24 protein-coding genes are annotated in these 26651 nt (G+C 66.4%); 12 read left to right on the plus strand and 12 right to left on the minus strand.

The genetic code is table 11. The features are described 5' to 3' along the window. The first annotated feature begins 82 nt into the window (after nucleotides 1-82). The gene (gene queC / locus ACQR0U_RS06350) at nucleotides 83-799 is read left to right on the plus strand and encodes a 7-cyano-7-deazaguanine synthase QueC (RefSeq protein WP_316191247.1); all 717 of its coding nucleotides are present in this window, start codon (nucleotides 83-85) and stop codon (nucleotides 797-799) included. Nucleotides 800-851: 52 nt separating this feature from the next. Here queC and ACQR0U_RS06355 read toward each other — a convergent pair whose 3' ends face one another. From ACQR0U_RS06355 to nthA, 4 genes are all read right to left on the minus strand, one after another. Further along, nucleotides 852-1622: a hypothetical protein gene (locus ACQR0U_RS06355; RefSeq protein WP_316172032.1), complete on the minus strand. Its 771-nt coding sequence runs from the start codon at nucleotides 1620-1622 to the stop codon at nucleotides 852-854. Nucleotides 1623-1805: 183 nt separating this feature from the next. Continuing rightward, nucleotides 1806-2192, minus strand: coding sequence for a nitrile hydratase accessory protein (locus tag ACQR0U_RS06360; protein ID WP_315751545.1), 387 nt, complete (start codon nucleotides 2190-2192; stop codon nucleotides 1806-1808). Continuing rightward, the gene (gene nthB / locus ACQR0U_RS06365) at nucleotides 2189-2851 is read right to left on the minus strand and encodes a nitrile hydratase subunit beta (protein ID WP_315711914.1); all 663 of its coding nucleotides are present in this window, start codon (nucleotides 2849-2851) and stop codon (nucleotides 2189-2191) included. Before nthB ends, ACQR0U_RS06360 begins: the two co-directional genes overlap by 4 nt. Beyond that, nucleotides 2851-3486, minus strand: coding sequence for a nitrile hydratase subunit alpha (gene nthA, locus ACQR0U_RS06370; RefSeq protein ID WP_315751547.1), 636 nt, complete (start codon nucleotides 3484-3486; stop codon nucleotides 2851-2853). The genes nthB and nthA overlap by 1 nt, the downstream gene beginning before the upstream one ends. Before the next feature lie 278 nt (nucleotides 3487-3764). Here nthA and ACQR0U_RS06375 point away from each other — a divergent pair, with 278 nt between their 5' ends. Continuing rightward, a complete protein-coding gene (locus ACQR0U_RS06375; RefSeq protein ID WP_315751548.1) occupies nucleotides 3765-5225 on the plus strand; it encodes a GH1 family beta-glucosidase in 1461 nt (486 codons plus the stop codon). Nucleotides 5226-5389: 164 nt separating this feature from the next. Beyond that, nucleotides 5390-6409: a hypothetical protein gene (locus tag ACQR0U_RS06380; RefSeq protein ID WP_316206949.1), complete on the plus strand. Its 1020-nt coding sequence runs from the start codon at nucleotides 5390-5392 to the stop codon at nucleotides 6407-6409. Between the two features lie 82 nt (nucleotides 6410-6491). Here ACQR0U_RS06380 and ACQR0U_RS06385 read toward each other — a convergent pair whose 3' ends face one another. Then, nucleotides 6492-7313: a hypothetical protein gene (locus tag ACQR0U_RS06385; protein WP_315711919.1), complete on the minus strand. Its 822-nt coding sequence runs from the start codon at nucleotides 7311-7313 to the stop codon at nucleotides 6492-6494. Between the two features lie 322 nt (nucleotides 7314-7635). Here ACQR0U_RS06385 and ACQR0U_RS06390 point away from each other — a divergent pair, with 322 nt between their 5' ends. The 6 genes from ACQR0U_RS06390 (at nucleotide 7636) to ACQR0U_RS06415 (ending at nucleotide 14116) form a co-directional block, all read left to right on the plus strand. Continuing rightward, a complete protein-coding gene (locus ACQR0U_RS06390) occupies nucleotides 7636-8490 on the plus strand; it encodes a DUF2167 domain-containing protein (protein WP_315711920.1) in 855 nt (284 codons plus the stop codon). After that, nucleotides 8487-9212: a site-2 protease family protein gene (locus ACQR0U_RS06395; protein ID WP_315751551.1), complete on the plus strand. Its 726-nt coding sequence runs from the start codon at nucleotides 8487-8489 to the stop codon at nucleotides 9210-9212. Before ACQR0U_RS06390 ends, ACQR0U_RS06395 begins: the two co-directional genes overlap by 4 nt. A 310-nt stretch (nucleotides 9213-9522) precedes the next feature. After that, the gene (locus tag ACQR0U_RS06400; protein WP_315711922.1) at nucleotides 9523-10755 is read left to right on the plus strand and encodes an ABC transporter substrate-binding protein; all 1233 of its coding nucleotides are present in this window, start codon (nucleotides 9523-9525) and stop codon (nucleotides 10753-10755) included. A gap of 75 nt (nucleotides 10756-10830) precedes the next feature. Continuing rightward, the gene (locus ACQR0U_RS06405; protein WP_315751552.1) at nucleotides 10831-11706 is read left to right on the plus strand and encodes a branched-chain amino acid ABC transporter permease; all 876 of its coding nucleotides are present in this window, start codon (nucleotides 10831-10833) and stop codon (nucleotides 11704-11706) included. Between the two features lie 2 nt (nucleotides 11707-11708). Next, the gene (locus tag ACQR0U_RS06410) at nucleotides 11709-12638 is read left to right on the plus strand and encodes a branched-chain amino acid ABC transporter permease (protein ID WP_315751553.1); all 930 of its coding nucleotides are present in this window, start codon (nucleotides 11709-11711) and stop codon (nucleotides 12636-12638) included. An 8-nt stretch (nucleotides 12639-12646) separates the two neighbouring features. Continuing rightward, nucleotides 12647-14116 carry an ATP-binding cassette domain-containing protein gene (locus ACQR0U_RS06415; RefSeq protein WP_434843041.1) on the plus strand — a complete coding sequence of 490 codons (1470 nt, stop codon included), beginning with the start codon at nucleotides 12647-12649 and terminating at the stop codon, nucleotides 14114-14116. A gap of 60 nt (nucleotides 14117-14176) precedes the next feature. On the opposite strand, the gene ACQR0U_RS06420 is transcribed toward ACQR0U_RS06415, so the two are convergent. Continuing rightward, nucleotides 14177-15013, minus strand: coding sequence for a hypothetical protein (locus ACQR0U_RS06420; RefSeq protein WP_434843040.1), 837 nt, complete (start codon nucleotides 15011-15013; stop codon nucleotides 14177-14179). Nucleotides 15014-15476: 463 nt separating this feature from the next. Between ACQR0U_RS06420 and ACQR0U_RS06425 the strand changes: the two genes are divergently transcribed. From ACQR0U_RS06425 to ACQR0U_RS06435, 3 genes are read left to right on the plus strand one after another with little or no spacing between them, the layout of a single operon-like run. Beyond that, a complete protein-coding gene (locus tag ACQR0U_RS06425) occupies nucleotides 15477-16505 on the plus strand; it encodes a TRAP transporter substrate-binding protein (RefSeq protein WP_434843039.1) in 1029 nt (342 codons plus the stop codon). Between the two features lie 33 nt (nucleotides 16506-16538). Next, complete coding sequence (locus ACQR0U_RS06430) at nucleotides 16539-18605, plus strand: TRAP transporter large permease (RefSeq protein WP_434843038.1); 2067 nt, start codon at nucleotides 16539-16541, stop codon at nucleotides 18603-18605. Between the two features lie 28 nt (nucleotides 18606-18633). Then, a complete protein-coding gene (locus ACQR0U_RS06435; RefSeq protein ID WP_434843037.1) occupies nucleotides 18634-20277 on the plus strand; it encodes an acyl-CoA synthetase in 1644 nt (547 codons plus the stop codon). Nucleotides 20278-20407: 130 nt separating this feature from the next. Here the strand turns inward: ACQR0U_RS06435 and ACQR0U_RS06440 are convergent, their stop codons facing one another. From ACQR0U_RS06440 to tmk, 6 genes are all read right to left on the minus strand, one after another. Further along, entirely contained in the window at nucleotides 20408-21037 is a 630-nt protein-coding gene (locus ACQR0U_RS06440; protein ID WP_434843036.1) for an antibiotic biosynthesis monooxygenase family protein, read from the minus strand. A 162-nt stretch (nucleotides 21038-21199) separates the two neighbouring features. Continuing rightward, nucleotides 21200-21997, minus strand: a complete 798-nt coding sequence (locus ACQR0U_RS06445; protein WP_434843035.1) for an MBL fold metallo-hydrolase — start codon at nucleotides 21995-21997, stop codon at nucleotides 21200-21202. Continuing rightward, nucleotides 21994-22785, minus strand: coding sequence for a TatD family hydrolase (locus ACQR0U_RS06450; protein WP_315827614.1), 792 nt, complete (start codon nucleotides 22783-22785; stop codon nucleotides 21994-21996). The genes ACQR0U_RS06445 and ACQR0U_RS06450 overlap by 4 nt, the downstream gene beginning before the upstream one ends. Next, the gene (metG, locus tag ACQR0U_RS06455; RefSeq protein ID WP_316187118.1) at nucleotides 22785-24860 is read right to left on the minus strand and encodes a methionine--tRNA ligase; all 2076 of its coding nucleotides are present in this window, start codon (nucleotides 24858-24860) and stop codon (nucleotides 22785-22787) included. Before metG ends, ACQR0U_RS06450 begins: the two co-directional genes overlap by 1 nt. Before the next feature lie 70 nt (nucleotides 24861-24930). Next, nucleotides 24931-25971, minus strand: a complete 1041-nt coding sequence (locus ACQR0U_RS06460) for a DNA polymerase III subunit delta' (protein WP_434843034.1) — start codon at nucleotides 25969-25971, stop codon at nucleotides 24931-24933. After that, nucleotides 25968-26648, minus strand: coding sequence for a dTMP kinase (tmk, locus tag ACQR0U_RS06465; protein ID WP_315751564.1), 681 nt, complete (start codon nucleotides 26646-26648; stop codon nucleotides 25968-25970). Before tmk ends, ACQR0U_RS06460 begins: the two co-directional genes overlap by 4 nt. Nucleotides 26649-26651: the final 3 nt, after the last annotated feature.

The following is a 26651-nucleotide window of genomic DNA, read 5'->3' on the forward strand; positions in this document are numbered from 1 at the left end:
CGCGGCTCCCAGCAAAAAGGGCGATTACGCGGGATCGCTCCGCGGGTTGGCCCGACCCGTCGATGATGCTAAGCGGGGGGCCATGAGTGAGCAGGACATGACAGCCCTGGTGCTGTTCTCGGGCGGGCAGGATTCCACGACGTGCCTGGCCTGGGCGCTCGACCGCTTCGCGCGCGTCGAGACGATCGGATTCGCCTACGGCCAGCGCCATGCGATCGAGCTCGCCTGCCGCGACTGGCTGGTCGAGGGCATCGCGCGCCTGCGTCCCGACTGGGCGGCAAAGCTCGGCGACAGCCACACGCTGGACATTCCAACGCTGGCTGCGATCTCCGAGACGGCGCTGACGCGCGACGTCGCGATCGAGATGGGCGCTGACGGCCTGCCCAACACCTTCGTGCCGGGCCGCAATCTGGTGTTCCTGACCTTTGCGGCGGCGCTCGCCTATCGCCGCGGCATCCGCCACATCGTCGGCGGCATGTGCGAGACGGACTATTCGGGCTATCCGGACTGCCGCGACGAGACCATCAAGGCGCTGCAGAGCGCGCTGAGCCTGGGCATGGCGCGCGCGTTCGAGCTGCACACGCCGCTGATGTGGCTGTCGAAGGCCGCGACCTGGCAGTTGGCGCATGATCTCGGCGGCACCGGGCTCGTGGACCTGATCCGCGACCGGTCGCACACCTGTTATCTCGGCGAGCGCGGCGCGCGGCACGATTGGGGGCACGGCTGCGGACAGTGTCCCGCCTGCGAGCTGCGCGCCAAAGGATGGCGCGAATACATCGCGGCGGGCGGGCCATCCTGAATCGGAAGCGGGGCCTTCGGGCCCCGCGGAGAGTTGCGCGACAGGCGAGCGCTCAGGCGGCTTCGTTGTCCGACGGCTCACGCTGGCTGACGATGACGAGATCCGCATCGGCGAGGTCGTGGCCGTCATCGGCCTCACTGGCTGCGGCGGAGGCCGCCTGCGCGACGAGGCGCGCGGTGATGTCGTGATTGGCGTCCTTGCCGCTCTTCTCCCAGGCAGGCGCGTTCAGCACCACGATGTCGTCGTCGTGGGCGGCACCGTCGTGATCGGCGGGCACGATCGACGGCGACTTCACCGGCTTGTCGACGATACGCAGGGTCGGGGCCTCGGCCTCGACCGGCTCCGCTGCGGCCGGTTCGTCCTCGGCCATTTCTGCCTGCTCCGGCGCCGGGTCGACGGCCTCTTCGGCGGGAGCATCCGTGTCGGCGCTCGCAGCGCTGGCCACCGCCTCGGCGGCTTCGGCAGGCTGTTCGGCGGCCGCGGCAAGGCTCTCTGTGGCCGGCGCATCATCATGCGGCGCGAGGCCGAGATGCTGCGAGATCTCCTTGATCACGCGGTCGATCGCCACCAGCACGCGATATTCCGGGATCGAGGCCATGTGCTGCTCGAACCGGTTGCGCGCATATTGCAGCGAGTCGATCACGTCGGTGGCGATGGAGGAGCCCGACGCTTCGGTGCCGTGCAGGGCTCCGGCGGCCTTCTCGGTCGAGCTCTCGATCAGCAGGAAGGCCTCGTACTGCGGAATCGATTTGAGCTTCTCGTGATAGTCCTGACGCACGCCGGCGAGCGTGTCGACGATGGTGGCGAACTCTGGCGCGGGCATTTTCAACGTCCCCTCAACTTCGGCAAAGAAGATGCGGGACGCTACGGACGCACTGATGAATGTTCAATTTCGAACGAATACGGCTGTTCGCGGCATGAATAGCCGGCCGTTAAGACCGCACCATCAAAAGCAGGATCGCCCGCTCACCGGGCATTAAGCATCCTCGCGACCCTTGCGAAACGCTCAGCCGGCAAAATCCTCGGGCCGGAGCTCGATGGGCTTGCCATGTGGGGTGCGATCGGCCGCGTGATCCCAGGCGTCGCGGTAGCGCGCGAGCGCATCGGCGGAGGTGACGCCCTTCTCGGCGACCAGACGTTCGAGCGTCGCCAGCCAGTGTCGATAATACGTATCGCCGCAATCGGCGTCGCCGGCCGCTTGCGCGCGTGAAATCTCCTGGGCGAGCGCGGCGGCCCATTCGGGCCAGGTGAACAGCCCGCGGGCGTGCAGCGTGACGGCCATCGCGAAGGCGTGCGCTTCCCACGGCTCGCGAAATACGGGCCCGCTGTCATCGACAGGAATGCCGGGCAGGGCGCGCGTCGCCGCGACCGCCGCCTCACGGTCCGGTTTCATCGGGCTGGCTCCAGATAGGGCTCGAAAGCGTCGACCGTAACCTCCAGCAGCGGATCGGGCGCATCGGCCCACAGCTCGGCGCCGCTGAACGCCACCGTGTAGAGCCATTGCGGATCTTCGCCGCCGCCATGGGCGTTGCTGTCCGGAAACACGTGCATGCCTCTGACCGCCGCGACGCGGCCGAGATGGCCCCGCACGTAGCGCGGCAGCCGTGTGTGCGTCGACGGATGGATGTCCTTGGCCCGTACACTGTCGCCGACGGCGAACAGCGCCGGCTGCGTCGCCACGCGTTCGGTCGGGCCACCGCGACGCAGTGTCGGCGCGACGGCATCTGCAGTGAGGATCTTGGCGACGGGCTTGGCCGGATGCAGCACCTTGCCGGCGGCGATCTCATCGGCGTCGACCAGATGCCGCTCCTGCATCAGCCGTTCGAGGCCCGCGAGCCAGATCTGGTAGTAGCTCATGCCGAGGTAGTCGTCTGGGGGACGGTTCTCGCGCGCGAACCGCGACATGTCGATGTTCCAGCCGCCGGGGGTCGCCATCGCCAGCGTCATGGCGAACGCGCGGCGCTCCCATTCGGCGTGAAACACCGGCTCGTTCGGCTCGGGGCGGACCGGGCCGAAGCCGGCGACGCCGCCCATGTCATGCGCACCATCCATCAGCGGCCGACCTCGTGCGGCTGCTTCGGCAGCCCGGTGCCGATCATGCTGTCGCGCGTGACGAGCTCGGCGAGCCGCTCCGCGCTCCAGCCGTCGGTCCCCGCGGGACGCATCGGCAGCACGAAATAGCGGACCTCGGCCGTCGAATCCCACACCCGGATCTTCGTCGTCGGCGGCAAGTCGAAGCCGAAATCCTTCAGGACGCCGCGCGGATCCTTCACCGCCTTGGCGCGATAGGGCGCCGACTTGTACCAGACCGGCGGCAGGCCGAGCACGGGCCACGGATAGCAGGAGCACAGCGTGCACACGACCATGTTGTGCAGATCCGGCGTGTTCTCGACCGCCACGATGTGCTCGCCCTGGCGGCCGGCATAGCCGAGCTCACCGATCGCCGGCGTGGCGTCGGCAAGAAGGCGTGCCCGATAGGCCGGATCGGTCCAGGCCCGCGCCACGACCTGGGCGCCGTTGCGGGGACCGACCTTGCTCTCATAGGTCTCGATGAGCACGTCGAGCGCAGCGGGATCGATATATCCCTTCTCGGTCAGGATGCTTTCGAGCGCGCGGACCCGCAGATCGGTCTCGGACAGGTCCGAGTGATCGTGCGGATGGTCGTGATGGTGGCCGTGATCCGTCATGGTACAACCATAGGCGTAATCGGGCACCGCTGTCGAGCCGAGGACGTTACAAACCGACGGTGCGAGCAGTCGCGTTTCAACGCTGCCGCAGCCGTGCGGCGGTCACAATGCCGGGCGCGGCGCCGTCGGTCATTGACGCGCCGATTCCGGACGCAGATGTGATCGAGGCCGCTCCCTTGCCGCCACCTCGGGCTGTTCAAATCGGAGCGCAGATATGGTTCGTGATGCTTTCGCCGTCCCGATCGGGCACGATAGCAACAGAGGTTTGAGGTTCATCAATGCCGAACGACGTCTCCCGCCGTGATCTTGCAAAGCTGGCCGGGCTGGCCGCCCTCGGGGCGGCCAATGGCCCGGCGCAAGCGGAGGAGGGCGCGGTGAAGGAGGATGCCGGGCGGCGGTTTCCCGCCGATTTCGTGTGGGGGACGGCGACGTCGTCGTACCAGATCGAGGGCGGGGCCACGGCCGATGGCCGTGGGCCGTCGATCTGGGACGTGTTCACGCATTTGCAGGGCAACATCGAGGACGGCAGCACCGGCGACGTCGCCTGCGATCACTACAACCGCTACAAGGACGACGTGCGGCTGATCAAGGAGCTCGGCTGCCGGGCCTATCGGTTCTCGATCGCCTGGCCCCGGCTGTTTCCCGACGGGGGGCTGACTCCCAATCCGAAGGGCCTCGACTTCTACAACCGCCTCGTCGACGAGCTCCTGGCCAACGGCATCACGCCGTACGCAACGCTGTATCATTGGGATCTGCCGCAGGCGCTGCAGGACCGCGTCGGCGGCTGGCTCTCGGTCGACACGGCCAGGGCCTTTGCGCACTATGCGGGCTACGTCGCCGAGCATCTCGGCGACCGTGTGAAGACCATCTTCACCATCAACGAATGCGGCCGCTTCGTTCCGTTCGGCTATGGCCTCGGCGTCGACGCGCCCGGGCTGAAGCTGCCGCAGCAGCAGGTCAACCAGGCGCGCCATCACGTGGCGCTGGCGCACGGTCTCGCCGTCCAGGCCATCCGATCCGGCGGGCGCGCCGGCATGCGCGTCGGCATGGCCGAGAACATCACGGCCTGCCTGCCGGCGATCGACACGCCGGAGAACATCCGCGCCGCCGAGATCGCGACGCGCGAATTGAATGCCGGCTTCCTCAACGTCATCCTCGAGGGGCGCTACACGGAGGGTTTCCTGGCGTGGTCCGGCAAGGATGCGCCGAAATTCACCGCCGACGAACTGAAGATCATTTCGGCGCCGGTCGATTTCGTCGGCCTCAACATCTACGCGCCGCAAGCGTATGTCGTCGCGTCGGACCGCGCGACCGGATTCGACGTGCTGCCGATGCCGTCCTCGTTCCCGCACATGAGCTCACCCTGGCTGCTGGTCGGTCCGGAGACGGCCTATTGGGTGCCGAAGCTCGCCGCCAAGATCTGGAATCTCCAGACCATCTACATCACCGAGAACGGCACCTCCTCGGACGACAAGCTGACCGCCGATGGCAAGGTCCACGACCTCGACCGCGTGATGTATCTGCGCAACTATCTCGCCCAGCTGCAGCGCGCAACGTCCGAGGGCGTGCCCGTGAAGGGCTACTTCCTGTGGAGCCTGCTGGACAATTTCGAGTGGGTGTTCGGCTACAAGCAGCGCTTCGGCATCTATCACGTCGACTTCGACACCCAGGTGCGCACGCCCAAGCTCAGCGCGTCGTACTACCATCACGTGATCAGCCGCAACGCCGTGAGCGCGTGAAGCGCCGCGACGCCACCCGGGGTCCCGCCGGGCGCAGTCCGCGCCATTCAGGCGGCCGATGTGCCGTCGGCATCCGACGCATTGAGTGTCGGCGCGCCGGCCTTCACGTCGCGATTGCAAATCCATGATGCGGAAAGCACACCTCGTGCGACTCTTTTGCGCGCATGCCGTTTTCGTGGCGAAAGCTGGCTGCAGATGACGTAAACCGGCAATCTGCCGGCCCCTCAAGCGAGTTTTCCAGCATGCAAGTTTCCGTTGTTTGTCCGCCAGCCGTCCGCGCGGGCGTTCTGTTCTGCGTCCTCGGAGTGATCGCTGGCTCCAGCGCCTGGGCCCAGGGAGCCGCGAACGATGCGGCCAAGCCCGCCACGGAGCAGTCTGCCGCGCCGACGGCCGAAAAGCCCGTAGAGTCCGAGCCGAAACCCGCGGTTGCTCAAACCAGGCCCGCCGAGCAGCCCTCGGATGCCGCCGGCAAGCTTGCGGCCGAGCCTAAGAAGACGGCCGAGAAGCCCGGCGAGCCAGCCGCTGCGGACACCAAACCCGTTCAGGCCACAGACAGCGCGAGCCAGCAGCCGGCGGACAAAGTATCAACCGAAAAAACCGCGACGGATGCTGCGGCCGAGAGCAAGCCGGCCGAGGCCAAATCCGAGACCAAGGTCGAACCGAACTCCGGCACCGACGTCGGCCAGAAGCCGGCCGTGACCGAGTCGAAACCGGCAGAGCCCGCTCCGGCCGTTCAGCCCGCCGCCGTCGCCAAGGACGCGCCCGCACCGGAGAAAGCCGAAGAGAAGGCTGCGGAGAGCAAGCCCGCAGCCGCGGCGCCCGCCGAAAAGCCGGCTGCCGCCGCCGAGGTGAAGCCCGCGGTTGCGCCGGCCGAGCCCAAGACATCCGCGCCGCCGGCCGCAGTTTCTTCCGCGGCCACGCCGGGGAAGGCGGCTGCGAAGCAGGACACCGCGTCCCCGTCGGCCAAGCCCGGACGGCACGGCCACGCGCATGCCCAACATGCCGAGGACGACGCCAAGCCCGCCAAGCGCGAGCAACGCGTCCGCAAGCCCAAGAGCGAACAGAAGAGCGAAATGAAGCGGGAGGCGAAGAGGCGGGGTGTGAACTGCAAGAGCTTCCGCACCTATGACGCGGAGAAGGGCATCTACCGCGGCTACGACGGGCGCGTTCACACCTGCTCGTAACGGGCCGATAAGGGGCCGATCGGCAAGCGCGCGGATCGGCGGCGGCCAAGACCGCCACCGGTGAGCACGGCCGATCACACCATCAACGCGGCATCGGCGGCTGAATGCCCGAGGTGTTGCGGGTAAAGAGTGTCCCGAACGTCGAGCCCTGCGGCTGCGCCGGCTGCGGCCGGGCCATTCCCGTGGTGGTCCGCTGCTGCGGCGTCACGATGATCTGCTGGGGCGGGCCTGGGGGCACCGTGCCGCGTGCCTGCACCGACTGGTTGGACATTCGTGACACCAGACGCATCAGCTGATCCTGGCCGGCTTGCAGCTGCTCGATGGCGCGGGTGTGATCGCGGCTGGCCTGATCCTGCGTCGACTTGATCTGTTCGATGCCCTGCTGCAGATCGGCGATGTCACGCGCCATCCTCTGCATCAACGTCGCGGGCTCGCGGGGGCCGGTGGTGTCTTCCGCTCCCCTCAGCGAGGCATTCGACATCATGGCATCCTCGCTACCCTGCTGGGCTGACGCCTCGTCCTGCGGAGCTTCGCTGGCGCCCGGCATCCAACGGTCCATCAGCGAGGTGCCGGCGTCGCGCTGCGACCAGGCGACCGAGCCACCGACCAGCACGACCAGCAGAGCGAGACCCACGGCGTTGCGCCCGCGCAGCCTGCCGAGCGGTGCCTTCATCCGCGCCCAGCGGCTGGCCCCGGCGTCTGCCGCCCCGCTCGTGCTCGCTGCCGCCGCGGCATCCGCCGCCACGCCGGGCCTCTCGATCGCCGCGAGCCGCGTATCGATCCGGGTCAGCACCTCACGCAGGACCCGCCGGTACAGTTGATCATAGCTTGTCTTCTCGGGCTTCCCAGGGGCGAGGCCGATCTCGCTCTGATCAATCTGTTGCACGTTCTGTGTGGACTGCATTGCTGATCCCCAAACCCTTGGCCCGCCGCCGACGCCGATGTTCTCTTTGAATTTTCAAACGTGACTCGACCCGCCGCTTTGGCCGAAAGCAAGACAGCGTCGTGACGAGGAGGGGGCCTTTTCGGACCATCTCTCCCTCGCTGCAGCGCCAGTCGATCGCTTCGAGAGGCCTGAATCGCCCTCTTGTTGCGCGCTGCCGAGCCTTCGAGGTACTATCCGACCGATGTTCTTGGGGGGATTGGGGCCGGTGCAAAGCTTGATTGTCATTGCGCGCGCAATGTTGTGCGCAGCGTTCGTCGTCCTGTCCGCTCACGCGCAGGCCGTGCCTCTGGATGAGGCCACGCGCAAGGCTGAACTGATGGCGGCCTGGCAGGCGGCGAGCCAAGCGGGCACCGACGGACCAAGCGACATCGTGCTGATCGACCAGGGCACGCTGAAGCTGCCGGCCGACTACTTCTACGTCCCGAAGAACGAAGGCCTGCGGGTCCTTCGCGCGCTCGGCAACGTCGTCAACGACGCGACCTTCGTCGGGCTGGTCGTCGGCAGACGCCAGAACGACGACTGGATGGTGGTCATCAAGCACATCAAGGAAGGCTACATCAAAGACGACGACGCCAAGAGCTGGAACGCGGACGATCTGCTGAGCAACCTTCGCGCCGGCGCCGACGAGGCGAACAAGGACCGTGCGGCGCGCGGATTTCCGGAAATGGCCGTGGTCGGCTGGGTCGAGCCGCCGGCCTACGACGCCACGACGCATCGTCTCGTCTGGTCGCTGCTCGCCAAGGAGAAGGGCCAGCCCGACGATGCGCCGAAGAACGTCAACTACAACACCTACGCACTCGGGCGTGACGGCTATTTCAGCCTGAACCTCCTGTCCGGCTCGGAGCGGATCGCGGGCGACAAGGCGGTGGCGCACGAGCTGCTGTCCGATCTCTCCTACAATGCCGGCAAGCGTTATGAGGATTTCAGTGCCAGCACGGATCGGATCGCCGAATATGGATTGCTGGCGCTGGTCGGCGGCGTTGCCGCGAAGAAGCTCGGGCTGCTGGCGCTGGCCGGTGCGTTCGTCCTGAAGTTCGCCAAGATCATCATCTTCGCCGTCGTCGGCGCCGGGGCCGCTGTCATGAACTTCCTGCGCCGCAAGCCGCGCGGCGACAACGCGGGCGGGCCGACGTGAAGGCTCTCCTGCTGATCCTGTTCTCCGGCCTGAAATGGGGGAAGCTCGCCATGAGCGGCGGCACGATGCTGCTGTCGCTGGTCGTCTATGCCGGCATCTGGGGCTGGCGCTATGCCGCCGGCTTCATTGCGCTCCTGTTTGCCCATGAGATGGGACACTACGTCGCCGCACGTCAGCGCGGCCTCGACGTCGGCGCTCCCGCCTTCATCCCGTTCGTCGGCGCCTGGATCGCGCTCAAGGAGCAGCCGGTCGACGTCGAGACGGAGGCCTATGTGGCACTCGCCGGTCCGCTAGTCGGGACCGCGGCCGCGCTTGCGGTCTATCTGTGGGCGCGATCGGACGACAGCAATCTGCTGCTTGCGATCGCCTATTCCGGCCTGTTCCTCAACCTGTTCAACCTGCTGCCGATCTCGCCGCTGGACGGCGGCCGCGTCACCAGCGTGCTGAGTCCGCGCATCTGGCTGCTTGGCGTTCCCATGCTGCTGGCCTTGATGCTCTATCGGCCGAGCCCGATGCTGATCATCATCGCCATCCTCGCAGCCCCGCAACTGATGAAGGCCTGGCGCTACGATCCCGGCGCGCCCGAGAACGTCGCCTATTATGGCACGACGCTGCAGACGAAGCTCGAATATGCCGGGACTTATCTCGCGATCGCGGCGCTTCTCGCCGTCATGACCTACGACGTGCACGAGATGCTTGGGCACGTGCGTCAGTTTGGCTGAGTTGAGGTTGCCGCTTCAGTCGAGAAGCTTCATGTAGGTCAAAGGGCACCGCCTCGTCGTAAGGGATCGCCTCGTCGTAAGGACGTGGCCCTCTTCAACTCGGAATATCCGCTGCTGCAATGCAGCGGATATATTTGGTCCGCGCGCAGGAACCATGCAGTCCTGTAAGACATTCCGTGAGCCATGAGCGCGGCGCGCTATCACAATGCGCTGAGCGCAGAGCACGTCTCGGGATGTTCCCTTGCTCACTGGCATGTGGGAGACCAAAGTCGAGCCTGCCCGTCAGAGGCATAAGGATTCGGGAGGTTTCATGATTTCGCTCAAGTCCATCTTGCTTGCGAGCTGCGCAACTGCGCTCGTCTCCTCGGCCGCCTGGGCCGCAGACCCGATCAGGATCGGTGTCATCTCCGAGGCACAGGCCGTCGCCGGCTCGTCGATCGCACCCGCAGCGCAATTGGCCGCCGAGGAGATCAACGCCAAGGGCGGCATCGACGGGCGCAAGATCGAGATCGTCGTCTACGACAATCACTCCTCCTCGGCGGAATCGGTGCGCGCCTTCCAGCGCGCCGTCAGCGAGGACAAGGTCAACGCGGTCATCGCGAGCTACATCTCCGAGGTCGTGCTGGCGCTGGAGCCGTGGGCAGGGCGCCTCAAGACGCTGATGATCACGCCCGGTGCCGCGTCCGACGTCATCACCCAGAACATCGCCAAGAACTACGACCAGCTCAAATACACCTTCCACGGCTATCTGACCTCGACCTCGTTGGCCGGCCTCGTCTGCGACGCGGCCAAGGACCTGCTGGTCGAGCCCTACAAGATGAAGACCGCGGTGATCATGAGCGAGGACGCGGCGTGGACGACGCCGCTCGACGCCGGCTACGAGAAATGCCTGCCGGAGATCGGGCTCAAGGTCGTCGACCATATCCGCATGTCGCCTGACACCACCGACTTCACGCCGATCTTCAACAAGATCGAGGGCCTGAAGCCGGACGTCATGATCACCGGCATCTCGCATGTCGGCACCCAGCCGACCGTGCAGTGGAAGAGCCAGCAGGTGCCGATCCCGATGTTCGGCATTTCCTCGCAGGCGACCAACTCGACCTTCTGGAAAGACACCAACGGCGCCGTCGAGGGCGTCATGTACAATGCCGTGTCGGGACCGGGCGTCGCGGTGACGCCGAAGACGCTGCCGTTCGTGGAGGCCTATCAGAAGAAGTTCGGAAACTTCCCGTCCTATGCCGGCTACACCTCCTATGACGACGTCTACATGATCGCGGATGCGATCCATCGGGCCGGCGGCACCGATCCCGACAAGATGGTCGAGGCGATGGAAGCGACCGACTATGTCGGGACGATCGGCCGCATCGCCTTCAAGCCGAAGGGCGACCCGAACCCGCACGCGCTGCGGACCGGAAAGGGCTACATCACCGGGCTGATGCTGCAATGGCAGAACGGCAAGCAGGTCAACGTCTGGCCCAAGGAGCTCGCCGCCGGCACCGCCACCTGGCCGTCCTTCATCAAGCTCAAGGCGGCCAGCAACTGACGCATCGCGGGCCGCTCCTTCAAGGAGCGGCCCATTTTCTTGGTGCCTCAGTCTGACGTTGCAGGTCGATTTTCAATGCTTTTCTGGCAGATCTTGATCGATGGCTTTGCCATCAGCGCGCTGTATGCCCTCGGCGCGACCGGCTTCACACTGATCTTCGGTGTCTCGGGCGTGCTCAACCTTTCCCACGGCGCCATCATGGTCGGCGCCGCGGTTGCAGCCTGGGCTGCCGCCAGCGAATTCGGTGTCGGGCCCTACACCGGCGCGCTGATCGGAGTCCTCGCCGGCTTCATTTTGGCCTTCGCCACCTACTTCATCGCCGTCAGGCCGATCCAGCGCTCCAAGGTGATTGCTGAATCGGAGAAGGAGATCTTCATCCTGACCGCGACGCTGCTGTGGGGCATCATCATCCAGGAGGCGATCGCATATTTCTTCACCAACAATGCCAAGACCGTGCTGCCGATCGTCGAGGGCGTCACCACGGTGTTCGGCGTGCGCACACCACGCAACGAATACTTCACCGCCGTGATCTGCTGGGTGGCCATCGGGCTGTTGTGGTTCCTGGTCAACCGCACCAGGCGCGGCAAGGCTGTCATGGCGGCGTCGATGAATCCGCGCGGCGTCACCTTGCTGGGCATCGAACTATCGTCGATCTACCTCACCGTCTGGGCCATCTACGGCCTGCTGGCGGGGGTGGCCGGCATCCTGCTCGGCATGTTCTTGGGGGTCAGCTCCTACAGCGTCGGGCCGCTGACGGCGAGCGCGTTCTCGATCGTGGTGCTCGGCGGCCTCGGCAGCGTGTCGGGCTCCCTGATCGCGGCCTATGTGGTGGGCTATCTCGAGACCGGAACGGCCTATCTGATCTCGCCGGCCTACCGGACGATCCCGGCGCTGCTGCTGCTCGTCGTCGTCATGTATCTGCGCCCGCAAGGGCTGTTCGGACGGAGGTGAGCATGCCTGCATTCGTTACGTCGCGGCTGTTCTGGATCGCGCTCCTGACCGTGATCGTGGCTCTGGTCCTGCCGGCCTACGTCTCGGGCTACGTCCTCGGGCTGCTGACGGTCGCGTACTACACGGCCGTGTTCGCGATGTCCTGGGACCTGCTGTTCGGCTTCGCCGGCGAGGTCAATTTCGGACCGACCTTCCTGATCGGCGTCGGCGCCTATACGGCCGGCATTCTCGATGCGCACTTCTCGCCGGGCCTGTCGATCTGGCTGTGCATCGCCGCCGGCGCCCTGGCGGCGGTCGTCGGCGGCGTCGTGCTGGCGCTGCCGGCGCTGCGCGTCAGCGGGCCGTATTTTGGCCTGACGACGCTGGTCGCCGTGCTGATGCTGCAGAACTTCATCGTCGTCGCCGCGGGGCTGACCGGCGGCGAGATCGGCCTCGCCGTGCCGGACGTGATCTCGATCGACGCCAAAACCAACTACTGGATCGCGCTCGGCTTCATGCTGGTGAGCGGTGCGATCCTGTTCGGCTTGTCGCGCAGCGCCATCGGGCTGATCCTGCAGGCGAGCGGGCAGGACAAGATCCAGGCCGGCGCGCTCGGCTTCAATGTCACCAAGCACAAGCTCGCCGCCTTCGTCGTCAGCGCGTTCTTCTCCGGGCTCGCCGGCGCACTGATGGTGTTCTACATGGGCACGGCCTCGGTCTCGACCTTTGTCGATGTCGGCGTCGGCGTGCAGATCATCATCGCCGCGGTGCTCGGCGGCCGCCGCACCGTCATCGGCGCCGCGATCGGCGCGATCTTCCTGATCGGCATGGGCGAGCTGCTGCGGCCGCTCGGCGAGCTCGCCACCCTGATCGTCTCGGTGATCGCGCTCGTGGTCATCCTGTTCTTCCCCGACGGCTTCCTCGGCATGATCAGGGGAGGGGCCAAAGCATGAAACAAGGCATGAGCAGCGCTCCGATGCTGGAAGTCAGCGGCCTCACCAAGCGCTTCGGGGGCCTCGTCGCCGTCAAGAATTTGAGCTTCTCGATCCGCCGGGGTGAGATCCTCGGCCTGATTGGGCCGAACGGCTCGGGCAAGTCGACCGCGATGAAGAGCGTCATGGGCGTCGAGCGGCCGACCGCGGGCTCGGTCAGGCTCGACGGCATCGAGCTCGCCGGCCTGCCGTCGCACCGCATCGCGCGCATGGGCGTGGGGCTGGTGTTCCAGCATTCGCGGCCGCTGGCGCGCCAGACCGTGCTGGAGAACATCAAGGTCGCGCTGCTGCCGGACAAGCTGACGCGGCTGTTCGCCGACAAGGACGTCGATGCGCGCGCACGCGCGATCGCCGAGCGCGTCGGCCTCGGCAGCGTCATCGACCGGCGGCCGCCGACGCTGGCATTTGCCGACCTGCGCCGGCTCGAGCTCGCCAAGGCTGTCGCGCGCAGCCCGAAGCTGGTGCTGGTCGACGAGCCTTTCGCCGGCCTCACGGCGTCCGAGGTCGCCGACTTCTCCGAGCTCATCCGCGAATTCCGCGACGACGGCCACGCGGTGCTGCTGGTCGACCACAACGTCAAGAGCGTGTCGGCGCTGGTCGACCGCGTGCTGGCGATGTATCTCGGCGAGAAGATCGCCGAGGGCAGGGCGACCGAGGTGATGCAGGACGAGACCGTCCGCCGGGTCTATCTCGGCGGCGCGCTGGTCTCGACCGCGCGGCCGGAGGCGAGCTTCAAGGACGTCACGCCGGCGCTGCAGGTCGACAAGGTCGGCGTGCTCTACGGCAAGGCGCAGGCGCTGCAGGACGTTTCGCTGCACGTCCATGAGGGCGAGTTCGTCTCGGTCGTCGGCCTCAACGGCGCCGGCAAGACGACGCTGTTCAACGCGATCTCGGGCCTGGTGCCGTATTCGGGCGACGTGAAGTGGGCAGGGCGCAGCCTTGCCGGCGGCACGGCGGCGCAGATCGCCCGCTCAGGCATCGTGCAGTGTCCGGAAACGCGCGAATTGTTCGGCGACATGAGCGTGCGCGAAAATCTCGAGCTCGGCGGCAATGCGCTGTCCGACGCCGAGCGTGCTGAGCGGCTCGAATGGCTGTTCGGTCTGTTTCCGATCCTCAAGTCGCGGCAGCCGCAGCTGGCGCGCACGCTGTCCGGCGGCGAGCAGCAGATGCTGGCGATCGCGCGCGCACTGATGATGAAGCCGAAGCTCCTGATCCTCGACGAGCCGACGCTCGGACTTGCGCCGGTGATCCTAGAGACGTTGTCGAAGGCGCTCGATCGACTGCGCGAGACCACCAAGATCACGGTGCTGCTCGGCGAACAGAACGTCACCTTCGCGCTCCCGCACGCCGACCGCGTCTACGTGCTGGATCATGCCAAGATCGTCTGGGAAGGTCCGCCGGATCGGTTCGAGGCCGAAGCCGCGGCGAACTATCTGTGAGGGACGGGGGCAGGGAGCAGGGGCGTCCCTGCTCCCTGCCCGGATCTCATGAGTTCGGAGCTACGGGAAACGAGGCGGGCGCGCCTGTGGCGGCCGGGGCGCGAGGCGCGCCGCGGCGCCGACGGTCGTCGGCTCGGTCTTCGCTGCGCGGAACGCGCGTGCGAGCTGGTCCTGGCTGGCCTGCAGCTGTTCGATCGCCCTGGCGTGATCGCGGTTGGCCTGTTCCTGGCCGGACTTGAACTCCTGAAACCCGCTCTGCAGTTCGGCCAAGTCATGCGCGATCTTGTCGATCAGCGGCGCGACGTCCCGGTCGGGAGCAGACGGCACGTCATGCTCCGGCGTAGCCTCCGCCATCGCGGAGGATGGATCGCTGGCGCGCGTTGACGTCGATGCTGATGACGTCTCCGGTGTTGGTGAAACGGACGGTGATGGTAAGGCAGGGGCCGTCTCGGCCGCACTCGATCCGTTCGCCGCCGTCTCCAGTGCCACCGGCGGATTCGCCGCCTGAGCGTTCTCACGCCGGATGGATTGAACCGCCGCTTCGATCCGGTCGGTGACGGAGGTGATGGTCTCGGTATGGTCCCGCGCCAGGGTGATGGCAGCGCCGATGAGCCCGGCCGACGCCATCAGCGTGATCATGGCCCGCAATACGGGCCGGCGCCGGGCCGGAGGAGGCGTTTCCACGTGCTCGCTGCCTGCAGCGGGTTCGACAGCCTCGACCGCATCAGCAGCGGCCTGGGCCTCGATGTCGGCGATCCGCTGATCGATACGTGCGCGCACCTCGGCCAGCACCCGCTGATAGATCTCCTCGCAGACAGCGTCGTCAGGCGGCAGCGCGACATCACCCGGATCAACTTCCTTCGACGTCGACTGAACTGGCATGTCTTCGGATCCCATTCACGATACGCCCGTGCCCAATCCTGAAGGATGCGGTTTTGACCTCTGGGCTTTGACCAAACGAAGACTGCGGGGTGACGAGGCGGGGGCGATTTCGCACAGGCGCCGACGTGCGCTGGGCGGGCCGATGTGCGGCTTCCACGGTCAGGCAGTCGCCCATAGTCAATTCGCATAAGGTATATTATGGAATATTTATATGCATAGGGAGTTCAATGACTTGGCGCAAAATCCTCGAATTTGCGGCAGCCGCGGGCCCTTCAGACCCCCCGGCCAGCCCGAGCTGACGGGCGTTCGCCGTGGCCGAGACTCGCGCTGCGCATGACCTGCTGCGAACGCCGATATTGCTGCTGCGGCCCATCGCTGCAATAAGCGCAGATGACGTCGCTGATGTCGCTGGATTCGTCTGGCGATGCTTGCGGCGGCGCGATGCAACAAGAAGAAGCTTCTCCAGGGAGAAACGAGAATGAGCCTGTCACGACGCGCGCTGTTGAAGGCCTCCGCGGCGACAGCCGTACTGGGTGGAATTGGCACCGTCGCAGCGCCGCATGTGGCGCGTGCGCAGAGCGCCGAGTTCACCTACAAATACGCCAACAACCTGCCCGACTCCCATCCGCTCAACGTCCGCGCCAAGGAGATGGCGGCGGCGATCAAGGCCGAGACCGCCGGCAAGTTCGACCTGCAGATATTCCCGAACAACCAGCTCGGTTCCGACACGGACATGCTGAGTCAGATTCGCTCCGGCGGCGTCGAGTTCTTCACGCTGTCCGGCCTGATCCTGGCGACCCTGGTGCCGGCCGCGTCGATCAACGGCATCGGCTTCGCGTTCCCGGACTACGACACGGTCTGGAAGGCCATGGACGGCGATCTCGGCGCCTACGTGCGCGGCCAGATCAACAAGGCCGGCCTGGTGGTCATGGACAAGATCTGGGACAACGGCTTCCGTCAGACGACGTCGTCGACCAAGCCGATCAATGGGCCCGACGACCTCAAGGGCTTCAAGATCCGCGTGCCGGTGTCGCCGCTGTGGACCTCGATGTTCAAGGCGTTCGAGGCCGCGCCCGCCTCGATCAATTTCAGCGAGGTCTATTCGGCGCTGCAGACCAAGGTGGTCGAGGGCCAGGAAAACCCGCTGGCGATCATCTCGACCGCCAAGCTCTACGAGGTGCAGAAATACTGCTCGCTGACCAACCACATGTGGGACGGCTTCTGGTTCCTGGCGAACCGCCGCGCCTGGGAGGCCGTGCCGGCCGACATGCGCACGATCGTCGCCAAGCACATCAACGCGGCCGCCGTGAAGGAGCGTGACGACGTCGCCAAGCTCAATGCCGGCCTGCAAGCAGAGCTCGCGTCGAAGGGCCTGACCTTCAATCAGCCCAACGTCGCGCCGTTCCGCGACAAGCTTCGTACCGCCGGCTTCTATGCCGAGTGGAAGGGCAAATATGGCGACGAGGCCTGGGCGCTCCTGGAAAAGGCCGTCGGCAAGCTGTCGTAAGCGGGTCTGAGTTGCGCGCGTTCGGGTGACGTCATGGCGCATGCCGAGTACACGGAAATCGCGATCGGCGAGGTGATCATCGAGTCCCCTCGCCGCCGGTCGTTTCTCGATACGCTCGACGCGGGGCTGGGTCTCCTGGTGGAGATTCCCGCTGCGCTATTGGTCGTGGCCGAGATTGTCATCCTGTTCGCTGGCGTCGTCGCGCGCTATGGCCTGCACCGGCCGCTGATCTGGTCGGACGAACTGGCCTCGATCCTGTTCTTGTGGCTAGCGATGCTCGGCGCTGTCGTCGCATTCCGCCGGGCCGAGCATATGCGGATGACGGCGGCCGTCGCCATGGCAGGCCCTCGACTAAGGGCCTTCCTGGACGTCGCGGCGACCGTCGCGGCGCTGGCATTCCTGCTGATGGTGGCTTGGCCGGCCTATGAATACGCCTATGAGGAAAGCTTTATCACCACACCGGCGCTGCAGATCGCAAATATCTGGCGGGCGGCGGCGTTGCCGATTGGCATCGGCCTGATGGCGATGTTTGCGGTGCTGCGGTTGGCGCGGTGCGGCGACCACCGGCTAATCCTGGGCGCGATTCTATCGGTTGCCGTCATTATCGGGCTTTACTGGTATGTGCTCCCTCACCTGTGGGTGCTACCGCTTCCCAAACCGGCGAGTTGGCTCGGGGCGCTGGCTGTTGGTACCTGCTTGGCAGTGCTGTTTGCCTTCCTGCTGCTAGCGCGCAGCAGCCAGAACAGGTTGGTCGTAGGCGCGATCATGTGTGTCGTTGCCGTGGTCGCGCTGTTCTGGCTGGCGCAGCCGGCGTTGAAGCCGCTCGGCAATCTCAACCTGATCATCTTCTTCGTCGGGGTGGTCGGCTTCTGCGTCTTCGCCGGCGTCCCGATCGCGTTCGCGTTCGGGCTGGCGATCTTCGGCTATCTGGCGCTGACGACGCGCACGCCGCTGATGGTGCTGGTCGGCCGCATGGACGAGGGCATGAGCCACCTCATCCTGCTGTCGGTGCCGCTGTTCGTCTTCCTCGGCCTGCTCATTGAAATGACCGGCATGGCGCGTGCGATGGTCGCGTTCCTGGCGAGCCTGCTCGGTCACGTCCGCGGCGGGCTGCATTACGTGCTGGTCGGCGCGATGTATCTCGTGTCCGGCATCTCCGGCGCCAAGGCGGCCGACATGGCCGCGGTCGCGCCGGTGCTGTTTCCGGAGATGAAGGCGCGCGGTGCCAAGCCGGGCGATCTCGTCGCCCTGCTCGCCGCGACCGGCGCGCAGACCGAGACCATCCCGCCGAGCCTGGTGCTGATCACGATCGGCTCGGTCACCGGCGTGTCGATCGCGGCGCTGTTCACCGGCGGCCTGCTGCCGGGCGTCGTGCTCGCGTTCACGCTGTGCACGCTGGTGTGGTGGCGCTATCGGGGCGAGGACATGAGCGGCGTCCGCCGCGCCACCGGAGCCGAGATCGGCAAGGCGTTCATTGTCTCGCTCCCTGCCCTGGCCCTGCCCTTCGTGATCCGCGCTGCCGTCGTCGAGGGCGTCGCGACGGCGACGGAGGTCTCGACCATCGGCATCGTCTATGGCGTGCTGGCGGGCCTGCTGGTCTATCGCCATTTCGACTGGCGCCGCCTGGTGCCGATGCTGATCGAGACGGCGGCGCTGTCCGGCGCCATCCTGCTGATCATCGGGACGGCGACCGGCATGGCCTGGGGCCTGACGCAGTCCGGCTTCTCACGCGCGCTGGCGGCGGCGATGACCGGGCTGCCGGGCGGCCCGGCGACGTTCATCGCGGTCTCGATCGTCGCCTTCACGATCCTGGGCAGCGTGCTCGAGGGCATCCCGGCGATCGTGCTGTTCGGGCCGCTACTGTTTCCGATCGCGCGTGCCGTCGGCGTGCACGAGGTGCATTATGCCATGGTGATCATCCTGGCGATGGGAATTGGCCTGTTCGCACCGCCGTTCGGGGTCGGATATTACGCCGCCTGCGCGATCGGTCGGGTCGATCCCGCGGAGGGCATCCGCCCGATTTGGGGCTACCTGCTGGCGCTTCTCATCGGCCTCGTCATCGTTGCGATTTTTCCGTGGATTTCGATCGGGTTCCTGTAAACTCTTCAGATGACGAGGGAGGGTGGTGATGAGCACGAACCAGTATCAGCTCGGTCTGGGCAAGACGCCGGCCAACTACGTGCCGCTGACCCCGCTCAGCTTCCTGGCGCGCAGCGCGGCCGTCTATCCCGACCACGTCAGCACGGTCTATGAAGGCCGCAGCTTCACCTGGCGCCAAACCTATGACCGCTGCCGGCGCTTCGCGTCGTACCTCGCGGGCCGCGGCATCGGCGTTGGCGACACGGTGGCGGCGATGCTGCCGAACATCCCGGCGATGAACGAGGCGCATTTTGCCGTGCCGATGGCCGGCGCCGTGCTCAACACGCTCAACATCCGCCTCGACGCGCCGTCGATCGCGTTCCAGCTCGATCACGGCCAGGCCAGGATCATCCTGGTCGATCCGGAGTTCTCCGGCGTGATCAGCGAGGCGCTGAAGCTGATGAGCGGCGCAAAGCCGTTCGTGATCGACGTCGACGACGCCTCCTATGCCGGCGGCAGCCGCATCGGGGAGATCGAGTACGAAGCCGCCGTCGCCTCGGGCGATCCGCTGTTCGCGCCGCGCCGTCCGGCGGACGAATGGGACGCGATCGCGATGAGCTACACCTCGGGCACGACCGGCAATCCCAAGGGCGTCGTCACCCATCACCGCGGCGCGTACCTCAACGCCGTCAGCAACATTCTCGCCGGCGGGCTCGGCCAGCATCCGGTCTATCTGTGGACGCTGCCGATGTTCCACTGCAACGGCTGGTGCTTCCCCTGGACCATGGCCGCCGCGGCCGGCGTCAATGTCTGCCTGCGCAAGGTCGAGCCGACCCGGATCTTCGAGCTGATCAAGGCCCACGGCGTCACCCACATGTGCGGCGCGCCGATCGTCTACAACGTCCTGATCAATGCGCCCGACGCGCCCAAGGGCAAGCGCGACAAGCCGGTGGTGGGGCTGATCGCGGGCGCCGCGCCGCCGGTCGCGGTGCTCGAAGGCGCCGAGAGCATCGGCATCAAGCTGACGCATGTCTACGGCCTCACCGAGGTCTACGGCCCCGCCTCGGTCTGCGCCGAGCAGCCCGGCTGGGACGACCTGCCGGCGCCTGAGCGCGCGCGGCTGAAGCGGCGCCAGGGCGTGCCCTATCCGCTGCAGGAAGCCGTCACCGTGCTCGATCCGGAGACGATGCAGGAGGTGCCGCGCGACGGCGAGACCATCGGCGAGGTGATGTTCCGCGGCAACATCGTCATGAAGGGCTATCTCAAGAACGAGAAGGCGACGCAGGAAGCCTTTGCCGGTGGTTGGTTCCACACCGGCGACCTCGGCGTGCTCGACGAGCACGGCTACGTCATCATCAAGGACCGCTCCAAGGACATCATCATCTCCGGCGGCGAGAACATCTCCTCCGTCGAGGTCGAGGACATCCTCTACAAGCACCCGGCCGTGCTGTTCGCCGCCGTCGTCGCCAAGCCCGATCCGAAATGGGGCGAGGTGCCCTGCGCCTTCATCGAGCTGAAGGACGGCGCGCAGGCGACGGAAGCGGAGATCATCGCCTATTGCCGCAGCCACATGTCCGGATTCAAGACGCCGAAGGTGGTCGTGTTCGGCCCGATCCCGAAGACGTCGACGGGCAAGATCCAGAAATTCCTGCTGCGCAACGAGGTGAACTCGGCGAAGGCGATCTCGGCATAGGTGCCCATGAGTAGCCCATGAGTAGGGCGGGTTAGCGCCTTGGCGCGTAACCCGCCGTCCATGACGCCAGAATGGCGGATTACGCTCCGCTAATCCGCCCTACGCACTGCGCTCGCAATGACGAAAATGATCAAGAGCCCCTGCTCTTCTCCGGATAGTATTGCGGCGCCTCGCGTCGGTCGTACATGCCGTAGTCGCGGGTGACTTCGACAACGCGGATGTTGTCGGCGCCGGGTTCGGCGAGCAGATGCGTGCTCAGTGCGACGCCGGTCGGCTCGTCCGGCAATTCGACGAGATGCGCGAAGCGTCCTTCCCGGTAGACGCTGGAGAAGCTCGCGACCGGCAGGTCCTTCACGCCGCTCAATTGCGGGGCCGCCGTCTCGACGGCCAGCACATACGTCGGCGCACGCCGCTTCGGATCATTGTAGGTGCCTCGCCGCTCCGGCTGCCAGGCCGCCTGCCCTGGCTTTACCTCGTGGACCAACTCGGCGATACGCAGGCGATAGTCCGAGAACACCTTGTCGCGGCCGAGGGTCTGGATGTCGTGATGATGGGCATGGACGCGCCAGGCGGTCATGGCGCCCTCGTCCTGCCAGATCTGGTAGGACAGGATCAGATTGTCGCGCGACAGGCTCCGGAAGCGGTCGAGGAACAGGCAGCCGCCGAGCGCATCGAGCTCGGGCCGCAGCGCCGCGGCGAGTTGCAGATACTGGTCGAGGCGGCCCAGCTTGACCTCGACTTCGAAGAACAGCGACAGCATGGCAGCGTCTCCGTGTTTTTGGTGTTGGCCGAACTTGAAACCTCGTGGCCAACCAAAAGCGTCATTGCGAGCGAAGTGGAGCAATCCAGAGCCCCGTGACGACTCTGGATTGCTTCGTCGCCTTCGGCTCCTCGCAATGACGGCCTCGGTGGCTGAAGAGTCCTACCCCAGCTCCAGCCGCATTCCGTCATACGCCGGCACGACGCCGTCGGGCAGGCTCTGGCGCAGCACCTCGTAGTCGAGATCGGCGGTCATGTTGGTGATGACGGCGCGCTTCGGCTTGAAGCGCTCGATCCAGGCGAGAGCGTCGTTGACCGAGAAATGGCTCGGATGCGAGGCAGGGCGCAGGCCGTCGACGATCCAGAGGTCGAGATCCTCCAGCGCGCCCCAGCTCTCCTCGGGGATGTCGTTGAGGTCCGGCGTGTAGGCGGCATCGCCGATGCGATAGCCGAGCGCGGGGATGTTGCCGTGCTGGACCAGGAACGCCGTCAGCTTCAGCTCGCCGCCCTTGCCTTCCACCGCCTGGGTCTCGCCCGCCTCGATCGCGTGCTGGGTCAGGATCGGCGGATAGTCGCTTCCCGGTGGCGAGATGAAGCAATAGGAGAACCGGTGCATGATGTCTTTCGCGGTCGACTGGTTCAGGTAGACCGGAATGCGCCGGCGCTGATGCATCACCACCGAGCGCAGATCGTCGATGCCATGGGTCTGGTCAGCATGCTCGTGCGTCAGGAATACCGCGTCGATGTGATCGACGTTGGTGTCGATCAACTGCTCGCGCAGATCCGGCGACGTGTCGATCACGACCCGCGTGACGCCATGGGCTCCGCGGCGCTCAGCCAGAAGCGAGCAGCGCCTGCGGCGGTTCTTCGGGTTGTTGGGATCGCAGGCGCCCCACCCCAGCGCCGGGCGCGGCACGCCGGCCGAGGAGCCGCAGCCGAGGATGGTGAGCGTCAGCGTCATGCAGCCTCCTTTGGCCGCGGCACCTTGGAGAACAGCTTGAAGAAGGTCTCGGTGGTCTGGCGCGAGAATTCCTCGAACGAGACGCCGCGGGTCTCCGCCAGCACCTTCGCGGTCTCGACGACGTAGGCCGGCTCGTTGCGCTTGCCGCGGAACTTGCCGGGCGCGAGATACGGCGCGTCGGTCTCGACCATGATGCGGTCGGCCGGCACCTCGGCGGCCAGCGCGCGAAGTGCGTCCGACTTCTTGAACGTCACGATGCCCGTGAACGAGATGTGCAGTCCGAGGTCGATCGCCTTCATCGCCAGCTCACGCCCGCCGGTGTAGCAATGCAGCACGGCCTGGAAAGGTCCGCGCGCCATCTCCTCCTCGAGGATGCGGCTGCACTGCTCGTCCGCTTCGCGGGTGTGGATCACCAGCGGCAGGCCGGTTTCGCGGGCGGCTGCGATATGCGCGCGAAACCCGCGCTCCTGGGCGTCCTTCGAGCCGTGATCATAGAAGTTGTCGAGTCCGGCCTCGCCGAGCGCGACCACCTTGGGGTGATCGGTCAGCGCGATCAGCTCCTCGGCCGGAATGCCGTCCTCCTCGTCCGCATTGTGCGGATGGGTGCCGACCGAGCAGAACACGTTCTCGAACCGCTCGGCGATGGCGAGCAGCTCAGGAAGCCGGCGCACCCGCGTCGAGATCGTCACCATGCGGCCGACGCCGGCGGCGGCGGCACGCGTGACGATGCCATCCAGATCCTCGGCGAAATCCGGAAAATCCAGATGGCAATGGCTGTCGACCAGCATCACGCCGCCGTCGGCTCGATGTAGCGCGGGAACACCGCCTGCGGTGCCGGCAGCTGCGTGCCAGCCGCAATCCGGACGTCGCCGCCGAGTCGCGCAAAATTCCGTTCGTCCTCGGGAATGCCGAGGCTGTCGAGCAGCTTTGCCGACGCGGCCGGCATCACCGGCTGGGTCAGGATCGCGACCTGACGGATGACCTCGGCGGTGACATAGAGCACCGTATGCTGGCGCTGCGGATCGGTCTTCGCCAGCGCCCACGGCGCCTCGCCCGCGAAATAGCGGTTGGCCTCGGCCACGACCGACCAGACCGCATTGAGCCATTGGTGGATCTGCTGCGTCGCCATGGCCTTGCGCGCCGCGCCGATCATCGCATCGGCCTCCGCCAGGATCGCCTTGTCATTGGCCGAGAACTCGCCGGGCTCCGGCAGCACGCCGCCGAGCTGCTTTGCGATCATCGACAGCGAGCGCTGTGCGAGGTTGCCGAGGTCGTTGGCGAGATCGGCGTTGATGCGCGCGACGATCGCCTCGTGATTGTAGTTGCCGTCCTGGCCGAACGGCACTTCGCGCAGGAAAAAATAGCGCAGCTGGTCGACGCCATACTGGTCGGCAAGATTGAATGGATCGACGACGTTGCCGACCGATTTCGACATCTTCTCGCCCCTGTTGAACAGGAAGCCGTGGGCATAGACCCGCTTCGGCACGGGCACGCCGGCCGACATCAGGAACGCCGGCCAGTACACCGCATGGAAGCGGATGATGTCCTTGCCGATGACGTGCACGTCGGCAGGCCAGTATTTCCAGTTTGCATCGCTCTCGTCGGGAAAGCCGACGCCGGTGATGTAGTTGGTCAGCGCGTCGACCCAGACATACATCACGTGCTCCTCGTCATGAGGCACACGGACGCCCCAGTCGAAGGTGGTGCGCGAGATCGACAGGTCCTTCAACCCGCCCCTGACGAAGCTGATGATCTCGTTGCGGCGCGCATCCGGCCCAATGAAATCGGGCTGGCTCTCATAGAGCGCGAGCAGCTTCTCCTGATAGGCCGACAGGCGGAAGAAATAGCTCTTCTCCTCGACCCACTCCACCGGCGTGCCCTGCGGTCCGCGGCGGACGTTGTCCTCGCCGACGACGGTCTCATCCTCGGCGTAATAGGCCTCGTCGCGTACCGAGTACCAACCCGCATAGCTGTCGGCATAGATGTCGCCATTCTCGCGCATGCGGTTCCAGATCGCCTGGACGGAGCGATGATGCGCGGGCTCGGTGGTGCGGATGAAGCGGTCGAACGAGACGTTCAGCCGCTCGTCCATCTCGCGGAACCGGCCGGCATTGCGGGTCGCGAGTTCGGACGGCGTCATGCCCTCGTTCTGCGCGGTCTGCACCATCTTCAGACCGTGCTCGTCGGTGCCGGTCAGGAAGTACACGTCCTTGCCGTCGAGCCGCGCAAAGCGCGCGATGGCGTCGGTCGCGATCGCCTCATAGGCGTGGCCGATATGCGGGTTGCCGTTGGGATAGGCGATCGCTGTCGTGACGTAGAAGGTGTTCTTGTCGACGGGAGCTGCCGCGACCTGCGCTACGATCTCGTCGATCTCGACGACCACGGCCTCGACCTTCGGCTTGCGCGGTGCCTTCGGCTTCGCGGCGCGTGGCGGCTTCGGCGCTTCAACGATGGCCGGCGCGACCTTCTTCGGTGCAGCCGGCTGTTTCGGAGCGGCGGGCTTTCTCGCGGCCGAAGGCTTGTTCGTTGCTGCCGCGGGCTTGGCGGCCGTCTTCTTGACCGGCGCTGTGGCGGGCTTTGCCACGGCCTTCTTGGCCGGAGCCTTCACAGCTTTCTTGACCGCTTTCTTGGCGGCGCTCTTCGACGCTTTCTTGGCCGCGCTCGCCGCCGGGGCTTTGCTCTTGGCTTTCGCGGGCGCCGTCTTGGATTTGGCGGTCTTTTTCTTGGCGTCCTTGTCCTTCGCCGCCTTCGCCTTGGCGGCGCTGGCCTTGCCCTTCGCAGGCCCCTTGGCGGCAGCCTTCTTCGCGCCGCTCTTGCTCGCGGGCTTGCCCTTCTTCACGCTTGTCTTGCTGGCCTTCGCCACGGCAGATTCCTCTTTGACGACGTCGGTCGACGGATTGATCCTGATGATCCCGGGATGATGGTCGGCGCGGTTACCGCGTGGCTTCGGCGAGCATCCCGAACACCGAGAAAACCAGCGGTTTTCGCTCCAGATTATAGGATTCGGTGTCGCGCGCGGCGCGGACGATCTTTTCCCATACCTCCGCCAGCCGTGCAAGGCGCGGCAGTTCCGCGTTGGGATCTGCGGCGCGCAGCCGCTCCGCCACCCAGCGCTCGATGCTGTCGAGGAAGCTCGCCAGCGCGACGCGGTCGCTGGTGCCGAGCGCATCGCCCAGGGCATGCAGCTCGCCCGGGTCGATCCGAGGCAGGCTCGCGAGCAGCGCGGCGGTCCGGGTCTGCAGCTGCAGCCCGTCGCCGCCCAACAGCATGAGGGTCCGGGCGACGCTGCCCTCGGAGGCCCTGGCGGCCTCGCGCAGCGCCGGATCGGCTCCGTCCATTCCGGTGGCCTCGGCCGCGGCGCTGACGACGTCGTCGGTGGACAACGCCCGCAGCGCCAGCCGGCGGCAGCGCGACTTGATGGTGGCGAGCACCCGCGCCGGGGCGTTGCTGACCAGCAGGAACAGCGACTGCTGCGGCGGCTCCTCGAGGATCTTGAGCAGCGCGTTGGCGGCGTTCGGATTGAGCTCGTCGACGGTGTCGACGATGCACACCCGCCAACCCTCGACCGCCGCCGTCGAGCCGAAGAACGAGATCGTCTCACGGGTCTCGTCCACGGTGATGACGGTGCGCAGCACGCCCTTGTCGTTGGCCGAGCGCTCCAAGGTGAGCAGCCCGCCATGAGCCTCGGAGGCGATCAGGCGCGCGACGTGGTCCTCCGCGTCGACGTACAACGAATCGGCAGCGCGCACCTCGGCGGTGGTGGGATCGCGGTGGGCCAGCACGAAGCGCGCCATGCGGTAGGCCAAGGTGGCCTTGCCGATGCCTTGTGGGCCGCCGATCAGCCAGGCATGCGCCATCCGTCCGCTGCGGTAGGCGGACAGCAGCGCCGCCTCGGCGTCGCGATGCCCGAACAAGGCGGTGGTTTCGCGTGGATGGCGGACCGCGATCTCCGGCTCGACCTTGCGTGCGCTCATGACGCCGCCGCCACTTCCGTGAACAGGCGCTCGCGCACGGCGTCCCAAACGAGCTGCGAGACCGTTTCCGCGCTCGCCGTAGCGTCGATCAGCACGCAGCGCCGGGGATCCTCGGCCGCGATCTTGTGAAAGGCGTCGCGCAGCCCCTTGTGGAACTTGATGTCTTCGCCTTCGAACCGGTCCGGGGTTCCGGCGCCGCGCCGCGCCCCGGCACGCTGCAGACCGATCTCGACGGGAACATCGAGGATGAGGGTGAGATCCGGCTTGAGGTCGCCGATCGTGACCCGCTGCATCGCATTGAGCACGTCCGGCGCGACCTTCCCCTGGCTGCCCTGGTAGGCCCGGGTCGAATCGAAGAAGCGATCGCACAGCACCCAGCTGCCCTGGTTCAGCGCCGGCAGAATCACGTTGCGGACATGGTCGTCCCGCGCGGCCGCGAACAGCAGCGTCTCGGCCTCCGGGCCCAGCAGCTTGCCCATGCCCGACAGCACGAGGTGGCGCATGATCTCCGCGCCGGGCGATCCCCCGGGCTCGCGGGTCAGGACAACGCGCACACCCTCTTTCTGCAGATGGTCCGCCAGCATCTTGATCTGCGTCGATTTTCCGGCGCCCTCGCCGCCCTCGAAGGTGACGAATCGGCCGCGGCCAGGACCACGTTTCAAAGCTGCATCCGCCATCTC

The organism is Bradyrhizobium sp. HKCCYLRH3097 (assembly GCF_051167875.1).
GTDB lineage: Bacteria > Pseudomonadota > Alphaproteobacteria > Rhizobiales > Xanthobacteraceae > Bradyrhizobium.

Excerpts from the sequence above, each read along its gene's own strand:
- ACQR0U_RS06375 (WP_315751548.1), top strand. The coding sequence starts at position 3,765 with ATGCCGAACGACGTCTCCCGCCGTGATCTTGCAAAGCTGGCCGGGCTG.
- ACQR0U_RS06355 (WP_316172032.1), bottom strand. The coding sequence starts at position 1,622 with ATGCCCGCGCCAGAGTTCGCCACCATCGTCGACACGCTCGCCGGCGTG.
- ACQR0U_RS06400 (WP_315711922.1), top strand. The coding sequence starts at position 9,523 with ATGATTTCGCTCAAGTCCATCTTGCTTGCGAGCTGCGCAACTGCGCTC.
- nthA (WP_315751547.1), bottom strand. The coding sequence starts at position 3,486 with ATGACGGATCACGGCCACCATCACGACCATCCGCACGATCACTCGGAC.
- ACQR0U_RS06450 (WP_315827614.1), bottom strand. The coding sequence starts at position 22,785 with ATGCTGGTCGACAGCCATTGCCATCTGGATTTTCCGGATTTCGCCGAG.
- queC (WP_316191247.1), top strand. The coding sequence starts at position 83 with ATGAGTGAGCAGGACATGACAGCCCTGGTGCTGTTCTCGGGCGGGCAG.
- ACQR0U_RS06415 (WP_434843041.1), top strand. The coding sequence starts at position 12,647 with ATGAGCAGCGCTCCGATGCTGGAAGTCAGCGGCCTCACCAAGCGCTTC.
- ACQR0U_RS06385 (WP_315711919.1), bottom strand. The coding sequence starts at position 7,313 with ATGCAGTCCACACAGAACGTGCAACAGATTGATCAGAGCGAGATCGGC.
- ACQR0U_RS06440 (WP_434843036.1), bottom strand. The coding sequence starts at position 21,037 with ATGCTGTCGCTGTTCTTCGAAGTCGAGGTCAAGCTGGGCCGCCTCGAC.
- tmk (WP_315751564.1), bottom strand. The coding sequence starts at position 26,648 with ATGGCGGATGCAGCTTTGAAACGTGGTCCTGGCCGCGGCCGATTCGTC.
- ACQR0U_RS06360 (WP_315751545.1), bottom strand. The coding sequence starts at position 2,192 with ATGAAACCGGACCGTGAGGCGGCGGTCGCGGCGACGCGCGCCCTGCCC.
- ACQR0U_RS06420 (WP_434843040.1), bottom strand. The coding sequence starts at position 15,013 with ATGGGATCCGAAGACATGCCAGTTCAGTCGACGTCGAAGGAAGTTGAT.
- nthB (WP_315711914.1), bottom strand. The coding sequence starts at position 2,851 with ATGGATGGTGCGCATGACATGGGCGGCGTCGCCGGCTTCGGCCCGGTC.
- ACQR0U_RS06435 (WP_434843037.1), top strand. The coding sequence starts at position 18,634 with ATGAGCACGAACCAGTATCAGCTCGGTCTGGGCAAGACGCCGGCCAAC.
- ACQR0U_RS06425 (WP_434843039.1), top strand. The coding sequence starts at position 15,477 with ATGAGCCTGTCACGACGCGCGCTGTTGAAGGCCTCCGCGGCGACAGCC.
- ACQR0U_RS06460 (WP_434843034.1), bottom strand. The coding sequence starts at position 25,971 with ATGAGCGCACGCAAGGTCGAGCCGGAGATCGCGGTCCGCCATCCACGC.
- ACQR0U_RS06445 (WP_434843035.1), bottom strand. The coding sequence starts at position 21,997 with ATGACGCTGACGCTCACCATCCTCGGCTGCGGCTCCTCGGCCGGCGTG.
- ACQR0U_RS06430 (WP_434843038.1), top strand. The coding sequence starts at position 16,539 with ATGGCGCATGCCGAGTACACGGAAATCGCGATCGGCGAGGTGATCATC.
- ACQR0U_RS06380 (WP_316206949.1), top strand. The coding sequence starts at position 5,390 with ATGCCGTTTTCGTGGCGAAAGCTGGCTGCAGATGACGTAAACCGGCAA.
- ACQR0U_RS06410 (WP_315751553.1), top strand. The coding sequence starts at position 11,709 with ATGCCTGCATTCGTTACGTCGCGGCTGTTCTGGATCGCGCTCCTGACC.
- ACQR0U_RS06405 (WP_315751552.1), top strand. The coding sequence starts at position 10,831 with ATGCTTTTCTGGCAGATCTTGATCGATGGCTTTGCCATCAGCGCGCTG.